This is a genomic window from Mycobacterium sp. NGS34, assembly GCF_059812845.1.
The window spans coordinates 83,167-98,235 of the sequence record NZ_JCALDM010000008.1 but is presented as its reverse complement, the minus strand read 5'-3'; the positions used below and the strand labels follow the sequence as shown (position 1 = coordinate 98,235).

General features: G+C 67.0%; 13 protein-coding genes. 7 read left to right on the top strand and 6 right to left on the bottom strand.

Annotation, left to right across the window (positions count from 1 at the left end; all coding sequences use genetic code 11):
* Nucleotide 1 precedes the first annotated feature (1 nt).
* A complete protein-coding gene (locus AC5Y7V_RS20555) occupies nt 2-196 on the bottom strand; it encodes a hypothetical protein (RefSeq protein WP_499881880.1) in 195 nt (64 codons plus the stop codon).
* Between the two features lie 441 nt (nt 197-637).
* On the opposite strand from AC5Y7V_RS20555, the gene AC5Y7V_RS20550 reads away from it, so the two are divergent.
* The 3 genes from AC5Y7V_RS20550 (at nt 638) to AC5Y7V_RS20540 (ending at nt 4,652) form a co-directional block, all read left to right on the top strand.
* The gene (locus tag AC5Y7V_RS20550; RefSeq protein WP_499881879.1) at nt 638-2,026 is read left to right on the top strand and encodes a WS/DGAT/MGAT family O-acyltransferase; all 1,389 of its coding nucleotides are present in this window, start codon (nt 638-640) and stop codon (nt 2,024-2,026) included.
* A gap of 184 nt (nt 2,027-2,210) precedes the next feature.
* The gene (gene hsaA / locus AC5Y7V_RS20545; RefSeq protein WP_499881878.1) at nt 2,211-3,395 is read left to right on the top strand and encodes a 3-hydroxy-9,10-secoandrosta-1,3,5(10)-triene-9,17-dione monooxygenase oxygenase subunit; all 1,185 of its coding nucleotides are present in this window, start codon (nt 2,211-2,213) and stop codon (nt 3,393-3,395) included.
* 18 nt (nt 3,396-3,413) lie between these two features.
* Nucleotides 3,414-4,652: a cytochrome P450 gene (locus AC5Y7V_RS20540; RefSeq protein WP_499881877.1), complete on the top strand. Its 1,239-nt coding sequence runs from the start codon at nt 3,414-3,416 to the stop codon at nt 4,650-4,652.
* Here AC5Y7V_RS20540 and AC5Y7V_RS20535 read toward each other — a convergent pair.
* From AC5Y7V_RS20535 to AC5Y7V_RS20520, 4 genes are all read right to left on the bottom strand, one after another.
* Complete coding sequence (locus tag AC5Y7V_RS20535; protein WP_499881876.1) at nt 4,615-5,775, bottom strand: 3-ketosteroid-9-alpha-monooxygenase, oxygenase component; 1,161 nt, start codon at nt 5,773-5,775, stop codon at nt 4,615-4,617. The two genes, AC5Y7V_RS20540 and AC5Y7V_RS20535, sit on opposite strands and share 38 nt — an antisense overlap.
* 112 nt (nt 5,776-5,887) lie before the next feature.
* A complete protein-coding gene (locus AC5Y7V_RS20530) occupies nt 5,888-7,168 on the bottom strand; it encodes an alpha/beta hydrolase (RefSeq protein ID WP_499881875.1) in 1,281 nt (426 codons plus the stop codon).
* Nucleotides 7,168-8,787, bottom strand: a complete 1,620-nt coding sequence (fadD12, locus tag AC5Y7V_RS20525) for an acyl-CoA ligase FadD12 (protein WP_499881874.1) — start codon at nt 8,785-8,787, stop codon at nt 7,168-7,170. The genes AC5Y7V_RS20530 and fadD12 overlap by 1 nt, the downstream gene beginning before the upstream one ends.
* Before the next feature lie 3 nt (nt 8,788-8,790).
* Nucleotides 8,791-9,600 carry a 1-acyl-sn-glycerol-3-phosphate acyltransferase gene (locus tag AC5Y7V_RS20520; RefSeq protein WP_499881873.1) on the bottom strand — a complete coding sequence of 270 codons (810 nt, stop codon included), beginning with the start codon at nt 9,598-9,600 and terminating at the stop codon, nt 8,791-8,793.
* A gap of 191 nt (nt 9,601-9,791) precedes the next feature.
* Between AC5Y7V_RS20520 and AC5Y7V_RS20515 the strand changes: the two genes are divergently transcribed.
* The 3 genes from AC5Y7V_RS20515 to AC5Y7V_RS20505 all read left to right on the top strand — a co-directional run bounded on the left by AC5Y7V_RS20515 (nt 9,792) and on the right by AC5Y7V_RS20505 (nt 12,982).
* Nucleotides 9,792-10,211, top strand: coding sequence for a hypothetical protein (locus tag AC5Y7V_RS20515; protein ID WP_499881872.1), 420 nt, complete (start codon nt 9,792-9,794; stop codon nt 10,209-10,211).
* Between the two features lie 65 nt (nt 10,212-10,276).
* Nucleotides 10,277-12,004, top strand: a complete 1,728-nt coding sequence (locus AC5Y7V_RS20510; RefSeq protein ID WP_499881871.1) for a DUF3556 domain-containing protein — start codon at nt 10,277-10,279, stop codon at nt 12,002-12,004.
* A 102-nt stretch (nt 12,005-12,106) separates the two neighbouring features.
* A complete protein-coding gene (locus AC5Y7V_RS20505) occupies nt 12,107-12,982 on the top strand; it encodes a L,D-transpeptidase (protein ID WP_499881870.1) in 876 nt (291 codons plus the stop codon).
* Nucleotides 12,983-13,058: 76 nt separating this feature from the next.
* Here the strand turns inward: AC5Y7V_RS20505 and AC5Y7V_RS20500 are convergent, their stop codons facing one another.
* Nucleotides 13,059-13,805, bottom strand: coding sequence for a beta-xylosidase (locus AC5Y7V_RS20500; protein ID WP_499881869.1), 747 nt, complete (start codon nt 13,803-13,805; stop codon nt 13,059-13,061).
* Between the two features lie 243 nt (nt 13,806-14,048).
* Between AC5Y7V_RS20500 and gap the strand changes: the two genes are divergently transcribed.
* Nucleotides 14,049-15,068: a type I glyceraldehyde-3-phosphate dehydrogenase gene (gene gap, locus AC5Y7V_RS20495; RefSeq protein WP_499881868.1), complete on the top strand. Its 1,020-nt coding sequence runs from the start codon at nt 14,049-14,051 to the stop codon at nt 15,066-15,068.
* The last annotated feature ends 1 nt before the right edge of the window (nt 15,069 follow it).

The window sequence follows — 15,069 nt, the reverse complement described above, 5'->3', positions numbered from 1 at the left end:
TTCAGCGCGCGGTGCTGATCCGTTCCAGCACGACTCGCACGCCACCCATGTCGGGTCGCGTCCAGATCATGTGCCCATCCTCGGTTAGGCGCCGGGTGACCTCGATGCCGGGCAGGCCGACCGGTCGCAGCACGAACACTCCGTTCTCGTAGGAGGCGACTACGTGTATGGGTGTCGTGAAGTCGAACACCGACACGTCGTGGACACCGTGTTCTGCGGTTCCGTCCGCGCGGGCATCGGCTATGGTCCCGCCACCGCAGTCGACGATTCGGTTACCGCACTGTTCAATCCGCTCGGTATATCCCAATAAAGGGTCGCCATCCGGCACCGGCGCACCTCCGCGGGTGGCCGAGATGACTCTCCAAATACCCCTCAGGTCAGGCGCTCCATCGACTAGAGGCTCGGTGCAGCCGGCCAGTATCAGTGGCGGGAATTCATCGCCGTAACCTCCGGGCGGGGTGTGGGCCACGGGGATGTCATCGGCGTTGAGTTCCGCTGTGGACCCGATATCCGACACATTCGATGCCTCCTGGGAAGGTGACCCCTAAACTACTTGCCCGGGGAGCAACAATTTGTGCCGGATAACCTGTCCAGCAAATTGCTGGGCGTGGCGGTCGGGGAGGACTACGGTCATCGCATGAAGCGGCTTTCGAGTGTCGATGCGGCGTTTTGGTCTGCGGAAACCGCGGGCTGGCATATGCATGTGGGCGCGCTGGCGATCTGCGATCTCACCGATGCGCCCGAATACAGCTTTGAACGCGTCCGCGAACTGATCATCGAGCGGCTGCCCGAGCTGCCCCAGCTGCGTTGGCGGGTCACCGGCGCGCCCCTCGGGCTGGACCGGCCGTGGTTCGTCGAGGACGAAGAGCTCGATATCGACTTCCACATCCGCCGCATCGCCGTTCCGGCCCCGGGCGGCCGGCGCGAGGTCGACGAGCTGGTGGGTCGACTGATGTCCTACAAGCTGGACCGTTCCCGACCGTTGTGGGAGCTCTGGGTCATCGAGAACGTCAAGGGCAACCGGGTCGCGACGCTGACCAAGATGCACCACGCGATTGTCGACGGAGTCTCGGGCGCCGGGCTCGGCGAAATCCTGCTCGACGTCACGCCCGAACCCCGTCCGCCGCAGAAGGAGACGGTCGGGTCGTTGGTGGGATTCCAGCTTCCGGGGCTGGAGCGGCGCGCGATCGGCGCGCTGATCAACGTCGGCGTCAAGACGCCCTTCCGCATCGCCCGGCTGGTGGAGCAGACGCTGCGTCAGCAGGTCGCCGCGCTGGGCGTCAGCAGCAAGCCGCCGCGCTACTTCGAGGCGCCCAAGACCCGCTTCAACGCACCGGTGTCTCCGCACCGGCGGATCACCGGCTGCCGCGTCGAGCTGGACCGTGCCAAGGCCGTCAAGGACGCCTACGGCGTCAAGCTCAACGACGTGGTGCTGGCGCTCGTGGCCGGGGCCGCCCGAACGTACTTGCTGAAGCACGATGAATTGCCGGCCAAACCGCTCATCGCGCAGATCCCGGTCTCCACGCGCACCGACGAAAGCAAGAGCGACGTCGGCAACAAGATCAGCTCGATGACCGCGTCGCTGGCCACCGACATCGAAGACCCCGCTGATCGGCTGAAGGCCATCCACGAAAGCACCCAGAGCGCCAAAGAAATGGCCAAGGCGCTGTCGGCACACCAGATCATGGGCCTTACCGAGACCACGCCGCCGGGATTGCTGCAGCTGGCCGCCCGCGCCTATACCGCTACCGGGCTCTCGCGCAACCTGGCCCCGCTCAATCTGGTCGTGTCCAATGTCCCCGGCCCGCCGATGCCGCTGTACATGGCGGGCGCCAAATTGGAATCGCTGGTGCCGCTCGGCCCGCCCGTCATGGACATCGCCCTGAACATCACTTGCTTCTCCTACGAGAAATACTTGGACTTCGGCTTTGTCACCACCCCAGAGGTCGCCAATGACATCCACGAGATGGCCCGCGCCATCGAGCCGGCGCTGACCGAGCTCGAGGTCGCGGCCGGGCTCAGGTAGCGGTACTGATCGGCCAGCCCGGTCTTTTGTGGGACTTTCTGCCCTAGTCGCGGGTTTCCGTCCGGCCATAATTAGAACAAGTTACAAGTCTTGATTTATGGCCTTGTACAGCGGAAACAACAAAATGCTCAGCCATGGTTGCAACTCACTCTAGTCATCAGTGCGCACATCTGGAGGTAGGTCGGTGACATCGATTCAACAACGCGATGCCCAGTCCGTTCTGGTCGGCATCGACGATCTGTTGCCCAAGCTGCGGCAGCGGGCCCAGGAGACCGAGGAACTGCGGCGGCTGCCGGACGCCACCGTCAGCGAGCTCCAGGAAATCGGCTTCTTCCGGCTGCTGCAGCCGGGGCAGTGGGGCGGCATGCAGTGTGATCCGACGGTGTTCTTCGAGGCCGTCCGCCGCCTGGCCAGTGCGTGTGGGTCCACCGGATGGGTGGCATCGATCCTCGGCGTGCACAACTGGCACGCCGCGCAGTTCGACCAGCAGGCCCAGCAGGACGTGTGGGGCGACAACGCAGGCGTCCGGATCTCTTCGTCGTATGCCCCGATGGGCGCCGGTCAGGTGGTCGACGGCGGTTATCTGGTCAACGGCTCGTGGAACTGGTCGTCGGGGTGCGACCACGCCACGTGGACCTTCGTCGGCGGCCCGGTGATCAAGGACGGCCAGCCGGTCGACTTCGGCAGCTTCCTGATCCCCATCGGCGACTACCGCATCGACGACGTCTGGCATGTCGTCGGCCTGAAGGGCACCGGCAGCAATACCCTGGTGATCAAGGACGTGTTCGTGCCCCGGCACCGGTTCCTGTCCTACAAGTCGATGAACGACCACACCGCCGCCGGGTTGGCGACCAACACCGATCCGGTCTATCGGATGCCTTGGGGCACAATGCATCCCACCACTATCACCGCGCCCATCGTCGGCATGGCCTACGGCGCCTATGAATCCCACGTCGAGCATCAGGGCCAGCGGGTGCGCGCGGCGTTCGCGGGCGAGAAGTCCAAAGACGACCCCTTCGCCAAGGTGCGCATCGCAGAGGCGGCCAGCGACATCGACGCCGCCTGGCGACAGCTGATGGGCAACGTCGGCGACGAGTACTCGTGTCTGCTTGCGGGGCGGGAGGTCCCGTTCGAGCTGCGCACCAGGGCCCGTCGTGACCAGGTGCGCGCGACCGCCCGCGCGGTCGCCTCGATAGACCGCCTGTTCGACGCCTCGGGCGCCACCGCGTTGGCGAGTAACGGTTCGATTCAACGGTTTTGGCGCGATGCGCACGCCGGCCGCGTGCACGCCGCCAACGATCCCGAACGGGCTTACATGATCTTCGGCAACCACGAATTCGGGCTGCCGCCCGGCGACACGATGGTCTGATCCCAAAAGGAGCGATTGATGCCCTGCCCTCACCTTCCGTCCGGCTTCGACCCGACCGACCCGGACATCTACGCGGAGCGCTTACCCGTCGAGGAGCTCACCGAGCTGCGTCACAACGCGCCGATCTGGTGGTGTGACCAGCCCGTCGGCAAGGGTGGCTTCAACGACGGCGGCTTCTGGGTGGTCACCAAGCACAAGGACGTCAAAGAGGTTTCGCTGCGCAACGACGTCTTCTCCAGCTGGCTCAACGGCGCCATCCCGCGGTTCGGCGACGACATGGCGCGCGAAGACATCGACCTGCAGCGGTTCGTCCTGCTCAACATGGACCCCCCGCACCACACCCGGCTGCGCAGGATCATCTCCCGCGGGTTCACGCCGCGCGCGATCGGCCGGCTGCGCGACGAACTCAACGAGCGCGCGCAGGCCATCGCCAAGGCGGCCGCCGCCGAGGCTGCCGGCGATTTCGTCGAACAGGTGGCGTGCGAACTGCCGCTGCAGGCCATCGCCGGGCTGCTCGGGGTGCCGCAGGAGGACCGCAGCAAGCTGTTCCGGTGGTCGAACGAGATGACCGGCGCCGAGGATCCCGAGTATGCGCACGTCGATCCCAAGGCCTCGTCGGCGGAGGTGCTGGCCTACGCGATGAAGATGGCCGAGGCCAAGGCCGAGAACCCCGGCGACGACATCGTGACCACGCTGATCGAGGCGGACATCGACGGCGAGAAGCTCTCGGAGGAGGAGTTCGGGTTTTTCGTGATGATGCTCGCGGTCGCCGGCAACGAGACCACGCGCAACTCGATCACCCAGGGCATGATGGCGTTCGCCGACTTCCCCGACCAGTGGGAGCGCTACAAGAGGGAACGCCCGGAGACCGCGGCGGACGAGATAGTCCGTTGGGCCACACCGGTTACCGCGTTCCAGCGCACGGCCAAGGCGGACACCGAACTAGCCGGGGTGGCGATCAAGAAGGGCCAGCGGGTGCTGATGTTCTACCGTTCGGCCAACTTCGACGAGGACGTCTTCACCGACCCGTTCTCGTTCGACGTCATGCGTAACCCCAACCCGCACGTCGGATTTGGCGGCACCGGCGAGCACTACTGCATCGGCGCCAACCTGGCCAAGCTGACGATCAACCTCATGTTCAACGCCATTGCGGACCACATGCCCGACCTCGTTCCCGTCTCGCAACCGGAGCGGATTCGGTCGGGCTGGCTCAACGGCATCAAACACTGGCAGGTCGACTACACCGGTCAGTGCTAGGCCGCAGGTTCTCCTCCACCTCGGCGTGCCAGTGCTTGTTCGCCGCGGCGGTGTCGACCTCGTACTCGAAGCGGTCGGTCATCTGCGGCGTCACGTCGGCGGCATCGACGTAGAACTGCTGATACCAGCGGCGCAGCTGATAGACCGGGCCGTCCTCCTCCACCAGCAACGGGTTTTCGATTCTGGTCTTGTGCTTCCAGATCTCGACGTCCTGCAGGAAGCCCATGCTGACGCCGTCGGCGAACGCCTTGGACAGCTTCTCGGTGGCGGCGTCGTCCATGCCCTCGGGCTTCCGCACGATGACGCCCCACTGCAGCATGAAGGAGTCCTGCGTGACGGGGTAGTGGCAGTTGACGAGGACCGACTCGACTTTGTAGCCGCCGTAGCTGTTGTGCAGCCAGTTGATCATGAACGACGGGCCGAAGTAGGAAGCCTCGGAATCGAGCAATTGTTCACCGGTGTAATGCGATCCGCCGAGCAGCACGTCGGGCCGGCCCACCGTGCTGAGGTACTGCGACGCGATGTGGCCCTCGAAGACGTTCTTGAAGTACGTCGGGAAGCCGTAGTGGATGTAGAAAAAGTGGGCCATGTCGACGATGTTGTCGACGATCTCGCGGCAGTTAGAACCCTCGATGAGCTGACTGCGCCAGCGCCAGCCGGTCCAGTCGGCGCTGGCGGCCTCGGGGATGTCGGGGATCTGCAGTTCCGGTGACGGCGGGTTGCCCTCGTGGTCGTGCCAGACGAACAGCAGACCGTTGTGGACCTCGGTGGGCCAGGTGCGGGTGCGTGCCATGCGCGGGGTGCGCTTGGCATACGGCACCTCCTTGCACCTGCCGTCGCCGCCCCACCGCCAGTCGTGGAACGGGCACGCGACGGTGTCGCCCTTGATCGTGCCCTGCGACAGGTCCCCGCCCATGTGCCGGCAGTACGCGTCGAGCACCCGCAGATTGCCTGCGGCGTCGGCGAAGACGACCAGCTTGGTGCCGAATATGTGGACCGGGTGCGGCCGGCCGTCGAGGAAGTCCTTGGCCACGCCCAGGCAGTGCCAGCCGCGGGCAAACCGGGTCGGCAACGCCCCGACGTCGATTTCCCGGACGCCGACCCCAGCGGTATCGATACTCACTTCGGACCTCCACTCGCCAACCGGCCAGAACTAGAACACGTTATAGTTTGGTCTCTAGTCGGCGGGTATACATGCAGGCTAAAGCCACTACATAAGTGACTTATGGCCCTAGTCAGGCGCCGCGGTCGAGATAAGTGGTCGCGTAGACCCAGGACAAGAACCGGGCCACCGCCTCGGCGGATTTGTGCGCGCGCGGCGAACCGAAGATGTCGAAAGCGTGCTGCGCGTTAGGCAATTCGGCGTAGACCACGGGGGACTTCGACACCGCCCGGAGTTCGGCGACGAACTCCTGCGCCTCGACGACCGGGATCAGGGAATCGTCACTGCCGTGCAGCACGAAAAACGGTGGTGCGTCCGGGCGCACGTATTGGATCGGCGAGGCGTCGAGGTAGATGTGCCGGTGGGTGCTGAGTTTGTGTTTGACCACCAGCTTTTCGAGCACCTCCACGAACTCGGCGCGCCCGTCGGCCTCGGTGGAATACCAGTCGTAGCGCCCGTAGTACGGCACGGCCGCCACCACCGACGTGTCGGCCTCCTCGAAGCCGGGCTGGAACTTGGGGTCGTTGGCGGTCAGGGCCGCGAGCGCGGACAGATGACCGCCGGCCGACCCGCCGCTGATCGCAACGAAATTCGGGTCCCCGCCGTAGGCCGCGATGTTCTCCTTGACCCACGCCAGCGCGCGCTTGACGTCGACGATGTGGTCGGGCCACGTGTGCCACGGCGAAACGCGGTAGTTCATCGACACGCACACCCAGCCGCGCGAAACCAGGTGGCTCATCAACGGATACGCCTGGGGGCGGCGCCAGCCGATCATCCACGCGCCGCCGGGCACCTGCAACAGCACCGGCGCCTTGCCATCGCGCGGCAGGTCGCTGCGCCGCCAGATGTCGGCCAGGTTTGCGCGCCCGTGCGGGCCGTAGGACACGATGTTTTCTTTGTCGACGAACCGCCGCCGGGCCACCGTGGTGCGCAGCGGCGGATTGCGCCGGCCCCTGCCCTTTTGGCCGGTCGCCGCCGCGGGCAGCTTGGCCAGTTCCTCGGCGTAGTCGGATCCGAGCTCTTGCTCGAGTCCGGTTTCCAGGACCGGGCCGGGGGTCGTCGCGCTGCGGTAGCCGATCATTCCCAGGATCGGCCAGGACGCGACGGTGAGGGCCAGCGCCAGCTTTCCTTTTTGTCCGGCGAAATCCCCCCGGCGGCCGCGGCGGATCGCATCCAGCATGGAGGCGGCGGCGTAGAGTCCCGGGACCTCCGAGGTCGGCCAGCCGAACCAGAACACCAGGACGGTGCCGTAGCCCTTGCGGGCCAGCGGCCGTAATCCGTTGGCGGCGTTGGCGAGTTCGACCGCGGCGCGCGCCAACGGCCGCGGCTTTCTCAGTGTCCGCGCGAGCCGCATCAGCCGTTGACCCGGGACAGCAGTTCGTTGCGCAGGATCTTGCCGGTGCTGCCGCGGGGAAGCTCGTCGAGGACGGCGATCTCGCGGGGCACCTTGTAGTTGGCCAGGTTGTCGCGCACGTGTTGCTTGAGCGTGTCGACCGTGGCGGACCCGCCCGGGGTCAGCACCACGAAGGCCGCCAGCCGCTGGCCGTATTGCTCGTCGTCCACGCCGATGACCGCCGCCTCGGCGACCTCGGGATGGGCCGCGAGCGTCTTCTCCACCTCGATCGGGTAGACGTTCTCGCCGCCGGAGACGATCATCTCGTCGTCGCGCCCGACGACGAACAGGCGCCCGGCGCCGTCGAGGTAACCGACGTCGCCGGACGACATGAACCCGGCGTGGAAATCTTTCGTCGTGCCCGACGTGTAGCCCTCGAACTGGGTGTCGTTGCGGACGTAGATGGTGCCTACCTCGCCGGTGGGCAGTTCGTTGAATTCGGCATCCAGGATCCGGATTTCGGTTCCGCCCGCCGGCCGGCCGGCGGTGTCGGGGGCCGCCCGCAGGTCGGCCGGGGTGGCGGTGGCGATCATGCCGGCCTCGGTCGCGTTGTAGTTGTTGTAGATGACGTCGCCGAACTGGTCCATGAACGCGGTGACGACGTCGGGGCGCATCCGCGAGCCGGAGGCCGCGGCGAAGCGTAATGACTTGCAGCTGTAGCGGTTTCGCACCTCGGGTGGCAGCTCCATGATCCGGTCGAACATCACCGGCACCACCGCCAGGCCGGTCGCCTGATGCCGGTCGACGAGATCCAGGGTGGCCTCCGGGTCGAACTTGCGCCGGGTGATCACCGTGCAGGCCATCGACGCGGCGAACACCAGTTGCGAGAACCCCCAGGCGTGGAACATCGGCGCCACGATCACGACGTTCTCCTCGGCCCGCCATGGCGTGCGGTCCAGGATGGCCTTGAGCGTGCCGATCCCGGCGTTGCCGCCGGTTTGGTTGGCGCCCTTGGGCGTTCCGGTGGTACCGGAGGTGAGCAGGATCATCCTGCCCTTGCGGCCGGTGCGCTGCGGCCGCCGGCCGGCGTGGTCGGTGATGAGTTTCTCGACCGTCAATTCGTGCTGCCCGCCGGTCCACGCCAGGATGCGGGTGGCGTCGGGCCGGTCGGCCAGCGCGCGGTCCACCGTCTCGGTGAACTCCTCGTCGTAGATGACGGCGTCGACGCCTTCGCGGCCGACCACCTCGGCCAGTGCCGGCCCGGCGAAGGACGTGTTGAGCAGCACCACGTCGGAGCCGATCCGGTTGACGGCCACCACCGACTCGACGAAACCGCGGTGATTGCGGCACATGATGCCGACCACCTTGGGGGCCCCCGAGGGCAAGCCCTGCAGCGCGGCCGCCAGCGCGTTGATCCGCTCGTCGAGCTCCCGCCAGGTCAGCGTGCCGAGCTCGTCGATCAGCCCGGGGCGGTCGGGGCAGCGCTGCGCCGCGCCGGCGAATCCCACCGTCATGCCCATGCCCTCGCGGCGCATGGCCGCGGCGATCTTCCAATAGCGGTCGGGCCGCATCGGCGCGATCATCCCCGCGCGCCGCAACGTCCCAAAAACGCCGAGGGCCTGGTCGATTCGGGATGCCATGGCTCAGCCCAGGATCGGGAAACGGCGCTTGGCGGCGAGGTCGCGCAGGGCCTGCTGCATCACCGAACGCACGTGCTCGTCAACCTCGTCGACGTCCGGGTCGTCGCCGAACTGCGCGGCGATGTCGATCGGTTCGAGCACCTGCGTCACGATCTTGGTGGGCAGCGGCACATTGGGCGGGATCACGGCGCTGAACCCGAACGGGAATCCGAACGACAGCGGCAGGATGGCGCTGCGCAGCAGGCGCTTGACCCCCAGCCGCTCGGCCAGCCACGTGCCGCGCGACAGGTACAGCTGGGTTTCCTGTCCGCCGATGGACACGGCCGGGACGATGGGGACGCCGGCCTCGATCGCCGTGCTGACATATCCCTTGCGGCCGTTGAAGTCGATGACGTTCTCCGCGAGCGTCGGCCGGTAGGCGTCGTAGTCGCCGCCGGGGAAAACGACCACCACGCCGCCGGACCGCAGGGCCTTGGCCGCGTTCTCCCGATTGGCGCGGATGTAGCCGGTGCGCCGGAAGAATTGCCCCGTGGGGCCGGTCATCAGGATGTCGTGGCTCAGCGTGTAGACCGGCCGGTCGTAGCCGAACTTTTCGTAGAAGTGGACGCTGAAAATCGGTACGTCCATTGGGAACATGCCGCCGGAGTGGTTGCCGACCACCAGCGCCCCGCCGGGCGGGAATGAATTCAAGCCGTGCACCTCGGAGCGGAAATAGGTCTTCAAAAACGGGCGCATCACGCCCATCACGCGCTGGGTCAGACCGGGATCGAACTTGTCGATGTCCTCGATGTCTGCGCTGTCGGTGTCGGTCACAGTCCTCCCTTGAGGTGCCGGCGGGGCCGCATTGCCGCGTCGAGTCCCATGATGGTAGCGACCGGATACCCCGACGAGCGTTCGAGCCAACCCGCGAGCGAGGTACCCAATTGTCGAAGCCTATGGCGCCGGTCGGATCGGGGGGTATTGTTACGTCCGCCAATGACCCTGCCCAGCGAAAAGAGGCGAAGATGGACGTCGCCGGTTTGTCCGACGAGCGCGGTATTCGCTCGGTCGCTGGGCACGGTTCCAATAGCGTTCGCGACCGCCGCGGGCGCCGGCCCCGCAGCAGCGTGGTCCGTCCCGGTCCGGTCAATGTCCGGCAAACGGCCGCCCGGGTGGAGCCGCCGGCCGCGGCGGCCGCGACGGCGGACCGCCGCCAGGCCGACTACTTCCGGCGGGTGCTGATCCAGAACCGTCGCCACCTCGACCACCGGCTCGCCGAGTACCAGAAGGCGATCGCGGCCGCGGAAGCCGCCGGCGACGCCGAAGGCGCCGTGAGCCTTCGCCGGATGGCGCGCGTCGAGCAGCAGGAACGCGAGACTCTCGACGGGCTGATCGAAAAGCTGCAGCGCCGATTTCCGCCCCGCAACGGGGCCGGGGTCCGGTAGGAGCTGCGAAGGTTCAATTAGGCTGCGTGCCAGCTGGTTTCACCTGCGAGGGGAATGAGGCCGCCATGGGATTCATGTCACCGGAGCTTCCGGACGTCGACCCCGACACGTGGCGGGCGCAGCCACGGGCGACGCGACTGCAGATCGTGACCCGGCACTGGGCGGAACACGGCTTCGGGACCCCGTATGCGGTGTACCTGCTATACCTGTTCAAGATCGCGTTGTACGTCGCGGTCCCGGCCGCGATCATCTCGCTGACCCCCGGCCTGGGCGGGCTGGGCCACATCGCCGAGTGGTGGACGCAGCCGATCGTGTACCAGAAGTTCATCGTGTTCACGCTGCTGTTCGAGGTCCTGGGCCTCGGCTGCGGTTCCGGCCCGCTGACCGGGCGGTTCATGCCGCCGGTCGGCGGGTTTCTATATTGGTTGCGGCCCAACACGATTCGGTTGCCCGCCTGGCCGGACAAGGTGCCGCTGACGAGCGGCGACACCCGCACCGTCGCCGACGTCGCGCTGTATGCCGTCGTGCTGGCCGGCGGGGTGTGGGCGCTGTTGGCGCCGGGCCCGCTGATCGATCCCGTCCGGGTGGTGCCGACGATCGTGGCGCTGGCGGTGCTGGGTCTGCGCGACAAGACCATCTTTCTCGCGGCCCGTGGCGAACACTACTGGCTGAAACTGTTCGTGTTCTTCTTCCCGTTCACCGACCAGATCTCCGCTTACAAGATCATCATGCTGTGCCTGTGGTGGGGAGCGGCGACCTCCAAGCTCAACCACCACTTCCCGTACGTCGTGTCGGTGATGACGAGCAACAACGCGCTGCTGCGGCCCAAGCTGTTCGGTCCCTTCAAGCGCGCGATGTACCTCGATCACGTCAACGACCTGCGACCCTCGTGGTTGCCGAAGGTGATGGCCCACGTGGGCGGAACCACCGCGGAATTCCTGGTTCCCACGATCCTGGTGTTCGTCGCCGGCGATCAGCCATGGCGATGGTTCCTGATCGGGTTCATGGTGATCTTCCACCTCAACATCATTTCCAACCTCCCGATGGGGGTCCCGTTGGAGTGGAACGTGTTCTTCATCTTCTCGCTGTTCTATCTGTTCGGGCACTACGGCGCGATCCGCGCCACGGACCTTCGCTCCCCCTTGCTGTTCGCACTCATCCTGGTCGCGGTGGCCATCGTGATCGCGGGAAACATGTTCCCCGAAAAGATTTCGTTCCTGCCCGCGATGCGCTACTACGCGGGCAACTGGGCCACCAGCGTGTGGTGCTTCCGCGCGGGCGCCGAGGACAAGATCGAGGCCGACATCGTGAAAAGTTCTGCGCTCGTGGTGAATCAGCTGGCCAAGCTCTACGGCGCCGGGACCGCCGAAGTGATGTCCGACAAGGTGGCGGCGTTCCGGGCGATGCACACGCACGGCCGCGCGCTCAACGGCTTGCTGCCCCGCGCTCTGGGGGGAGCGGCCAACGAGGCCGACTACAGCATCCGGGAGGGCGAAGTGGTCGCCGGTCCGCTGGTCGGGTGGAACTTCGGTGAGGGCCACCTGCACAACGAGCAGCTGCTGGAGGCGGTGCAACGGCGCTGCCAGTTCGAGGAGGGCGACGTCCGCGTCATCGTGCTCGAGGGCCAACCGATCCACATCCAAAAGCAGTGGTACCGCATCCTCGACGCCAAGACCGGGGTGATCGAGGCCGGCTACGTCGAGGTAGCGGACATGCTGACCCGCCAGCCGTGGCCCGAGCCCGGCGACGAGTTCCCGGTCCATGTCACCTCGCACGCCGTGGCCGAAACGTGACCCAGGCTTGATCGAATCGCTAACGCGCCCTTGCACTTCCGCTCTTCACGCCGCCCGTACCATGGCTATTACAACCACGTCAGTTAAACAGGGACTGGAGCCATGCGGGCGGTCGTTCGGTGTGTTCTTGCGGTGAGCGCTGTGGCTGCGAGCGTGGTTGCCGCGCCGACCGACATACGCCTGGCCGCGCTCACCCAGCCGTACGGATCCGACGTCGCGTCGGTGCTACCCACGCGCGGCGAGGTGGTGGGCGTGGCGCACCCGGTGGTGGTGCGGTTCGGCGCGCCCGTCACCAACCGGCGCGCCGCCGAGCGTGCCGCCCGGGTCACGACGGAGCCCCCGATGACCGGCAAGTACGAATGGCTCGACAACGAAGTCATGCAATGGGTTCCCGACCACTACTGGCCGGCGCACAGCACGGTGGCGCTCGCGGTGGGCGGCCTGGCCACGGAATTCGCCACGGGTCCCGCCGTCGTCGGGGTTGCCAACATCCCGGACCACACCTTCACGGTGACCATCGACGGGGTCGAGTCGGGCCCGCCGCCCACGCTGCCCGCGCCGCACCACCGGCCCCACTGGGGAGAAGCGGGCGTGCTGCCGGCCTCGATGGGCAGGCCCGAGTACCCGACGCCGGTGGGCTCCTACACCGTGCTGTCCAAAGAACGCACGGTGATCATGGATTCGAGCAGCGTCGGCATCCCCGTCGACGACCCCGACGGATACCGGATCCCGGTTGATTACGCCGTCCGCATCACCGGCCACGGCCTCTTCGTCCATTCGGCCCCGTGGGCCGTCAACGCGATGGGGCTGGAGAATGTCAGCCACGGCTGCATCAGCCTGAGCCCCGAGGACGCGGAGTGGTACTTCAACACGGTCCACGTCGGCGACCCGGTGATCGTGCAGGACTCGCCGCGGCCACAGCCGCAACCGCAGCCACGGCCGCAGCCGCCGCTGCTGTGGGAGGCGCCGCCCAGCTGAACTACACCAGCTGAGCTACGAAAAACCCGCCGGGCTTGGCCCGGCGGGTTTTTCGCGTAAGTGCTGAGGATCCGCGTCAGCGCGCGGGCCCGGGTGCGGTCGGCTGACCGGGCGCCGGGCCGCCGGCCGGAGCGGGACCGGTCGGGGCGCCCTTGCCGGTCCCGGACATGTCGATGATCGGGGCGGCCGGCGCCGCGACATCCAGGGGACCGCCGGCGAGCGCGATCAGCGGAGCGCCGATCGGCACCACCGGCACCGGGGCGCCGATTGGGATCGGCGCGCCCACCGGGATCGGCGCGCCCACGGGGATCGGCGCGCCCACGGGGATCGGCGCGCCCACCGGCACCGGGGCACCGACCGGAACCGGCGCGCCGACCGGAACCGGCGCACCGACCGGAACCGGCGCACCGACGGGCACCGGCGGCCCGAGAGCGATCAGCGGGGCACCCGCTGGCACCACCGGGACCGGGCCGGGCGCGACTATCGGGACGCCCGACATGTCGGTGAGCGGGGCGCTGGACGTGCAGACGGTGGCGGCCGGTGCGGGTCCGCCGGGTCCCGGTGAACCGCCTCCCGGCCCGCTCACCGGCGTGCCGCTGGCTTCCGGCGCGCCCGCCAGCGGCGCGCCCGCGGCCAATGGTCCGGCGGCGCCCGCCGGCCCGCCGGCCGCCGGGGCGCCGGCCTCGCCGGACTGCCCCTGGATGCACGCGTAGCCGCCCGTCTTCAGCGGGATGGCTGCCGCATCCGGGCTCAACGCTATGGCGGCCCCGCACAGCCCAGCGATGGCACCAACTGTGATGTTGAACCGATCAAAGCCCGTCATCAACGTCGACTCCTTAAGCATTCGCAATCAAATGCGGCAGCAGAACCGCATAGCTGTCCCGCAGCCGAGTCGAATGTATGACTCGTTCTTGCTATTGCACACGCGACGATTCCGGGCCTTATCGAACCGATACAAACCAGACACGCTCCGGTTACCGCAGGCGATTGCCCCCGCAGCAAGCAGTGGTGCCCGTCACTGATCTAGGCTGACGGCGAACGCTTAATCAGACTAGGGAGAAGACAAGTGACGGTCCGGGTAGGTATCAACGGCTTCGGCCGAATCGGCCGCAACTTCTATCGGGCCCTGCTGGCCCAGCAGGAGCAGGGCACCGCGGACATCGAGGTGGTGGCGGTCAACGACCTGACCGACAACGCCAGCCTGGCGCACCTGCTGAAATTCGACTCGATCCTGGGCCGGCTGCCCTACGACGTCAGCCTGGAGGGCGACGACACCATCGTGGTGGGCACCCACAAGATCAAGGCGCTGGAGGTCAAGGAAGGCCCGGCGGCACTGCCCTGGGGTGACCTGGGCGTCGACGTCGTGGTGGAGTCCACCGGCATCTTCACCAACGCCGCCAAGGCCAAGGGCCACCTGGACGCCGGCGCCAAGAAGGTGATCATCTCCGCGCCGGCCACCGACCCCGACATCACGATCGTGTTGGGGGTCAACGACGACAAGTACGACGGCAGCCAGAACATCATCTCAAACGCCTCGTGCACGACGAACTGCCTGGCGCCGGTGACCAAGGTGCTGCAGGACGAGTTCGGCATCGTCAAGGGGCTGATGACCACCATCCACGCCTACACCCAGGACCAGAACCTGCAGGACGGTCCGCACAAGGACCTGCGCCGGGCGCGCGCGGCGGCGCTGAACATTGTGCCGACCTCCACCGGGGCGGCCAAGGCGATCGGGCTGGTGATGCCCGAGCTCAAGGGCAAGCTGGACGGGTATGCGCTGCGGGTGCCGATCCCGACCGGCTCGGTGACCGACCTGACCGTCGAGCTGTCCAAGGCCGCCAGTGCCGAGGACATCAACGCCGCGTTCAAGGCCGCGGCCGAGGGCCGGCTCAAGGGCATCCTGAAGTACTACGACGCCCCGATCGTGTCGAGCGACATCGTCACCGACCCGCACAGCTCGATCTTCGATTCCGGGCTGACCAAGGTCATCGACGACCAGGCCAAGGTGGTGTCCTGGTACGACAACGAGTGGGGCTACTCCAACCGCCTCATCGACCTCGTCGCACTGGTCGGCAAGTCGCTCTAGC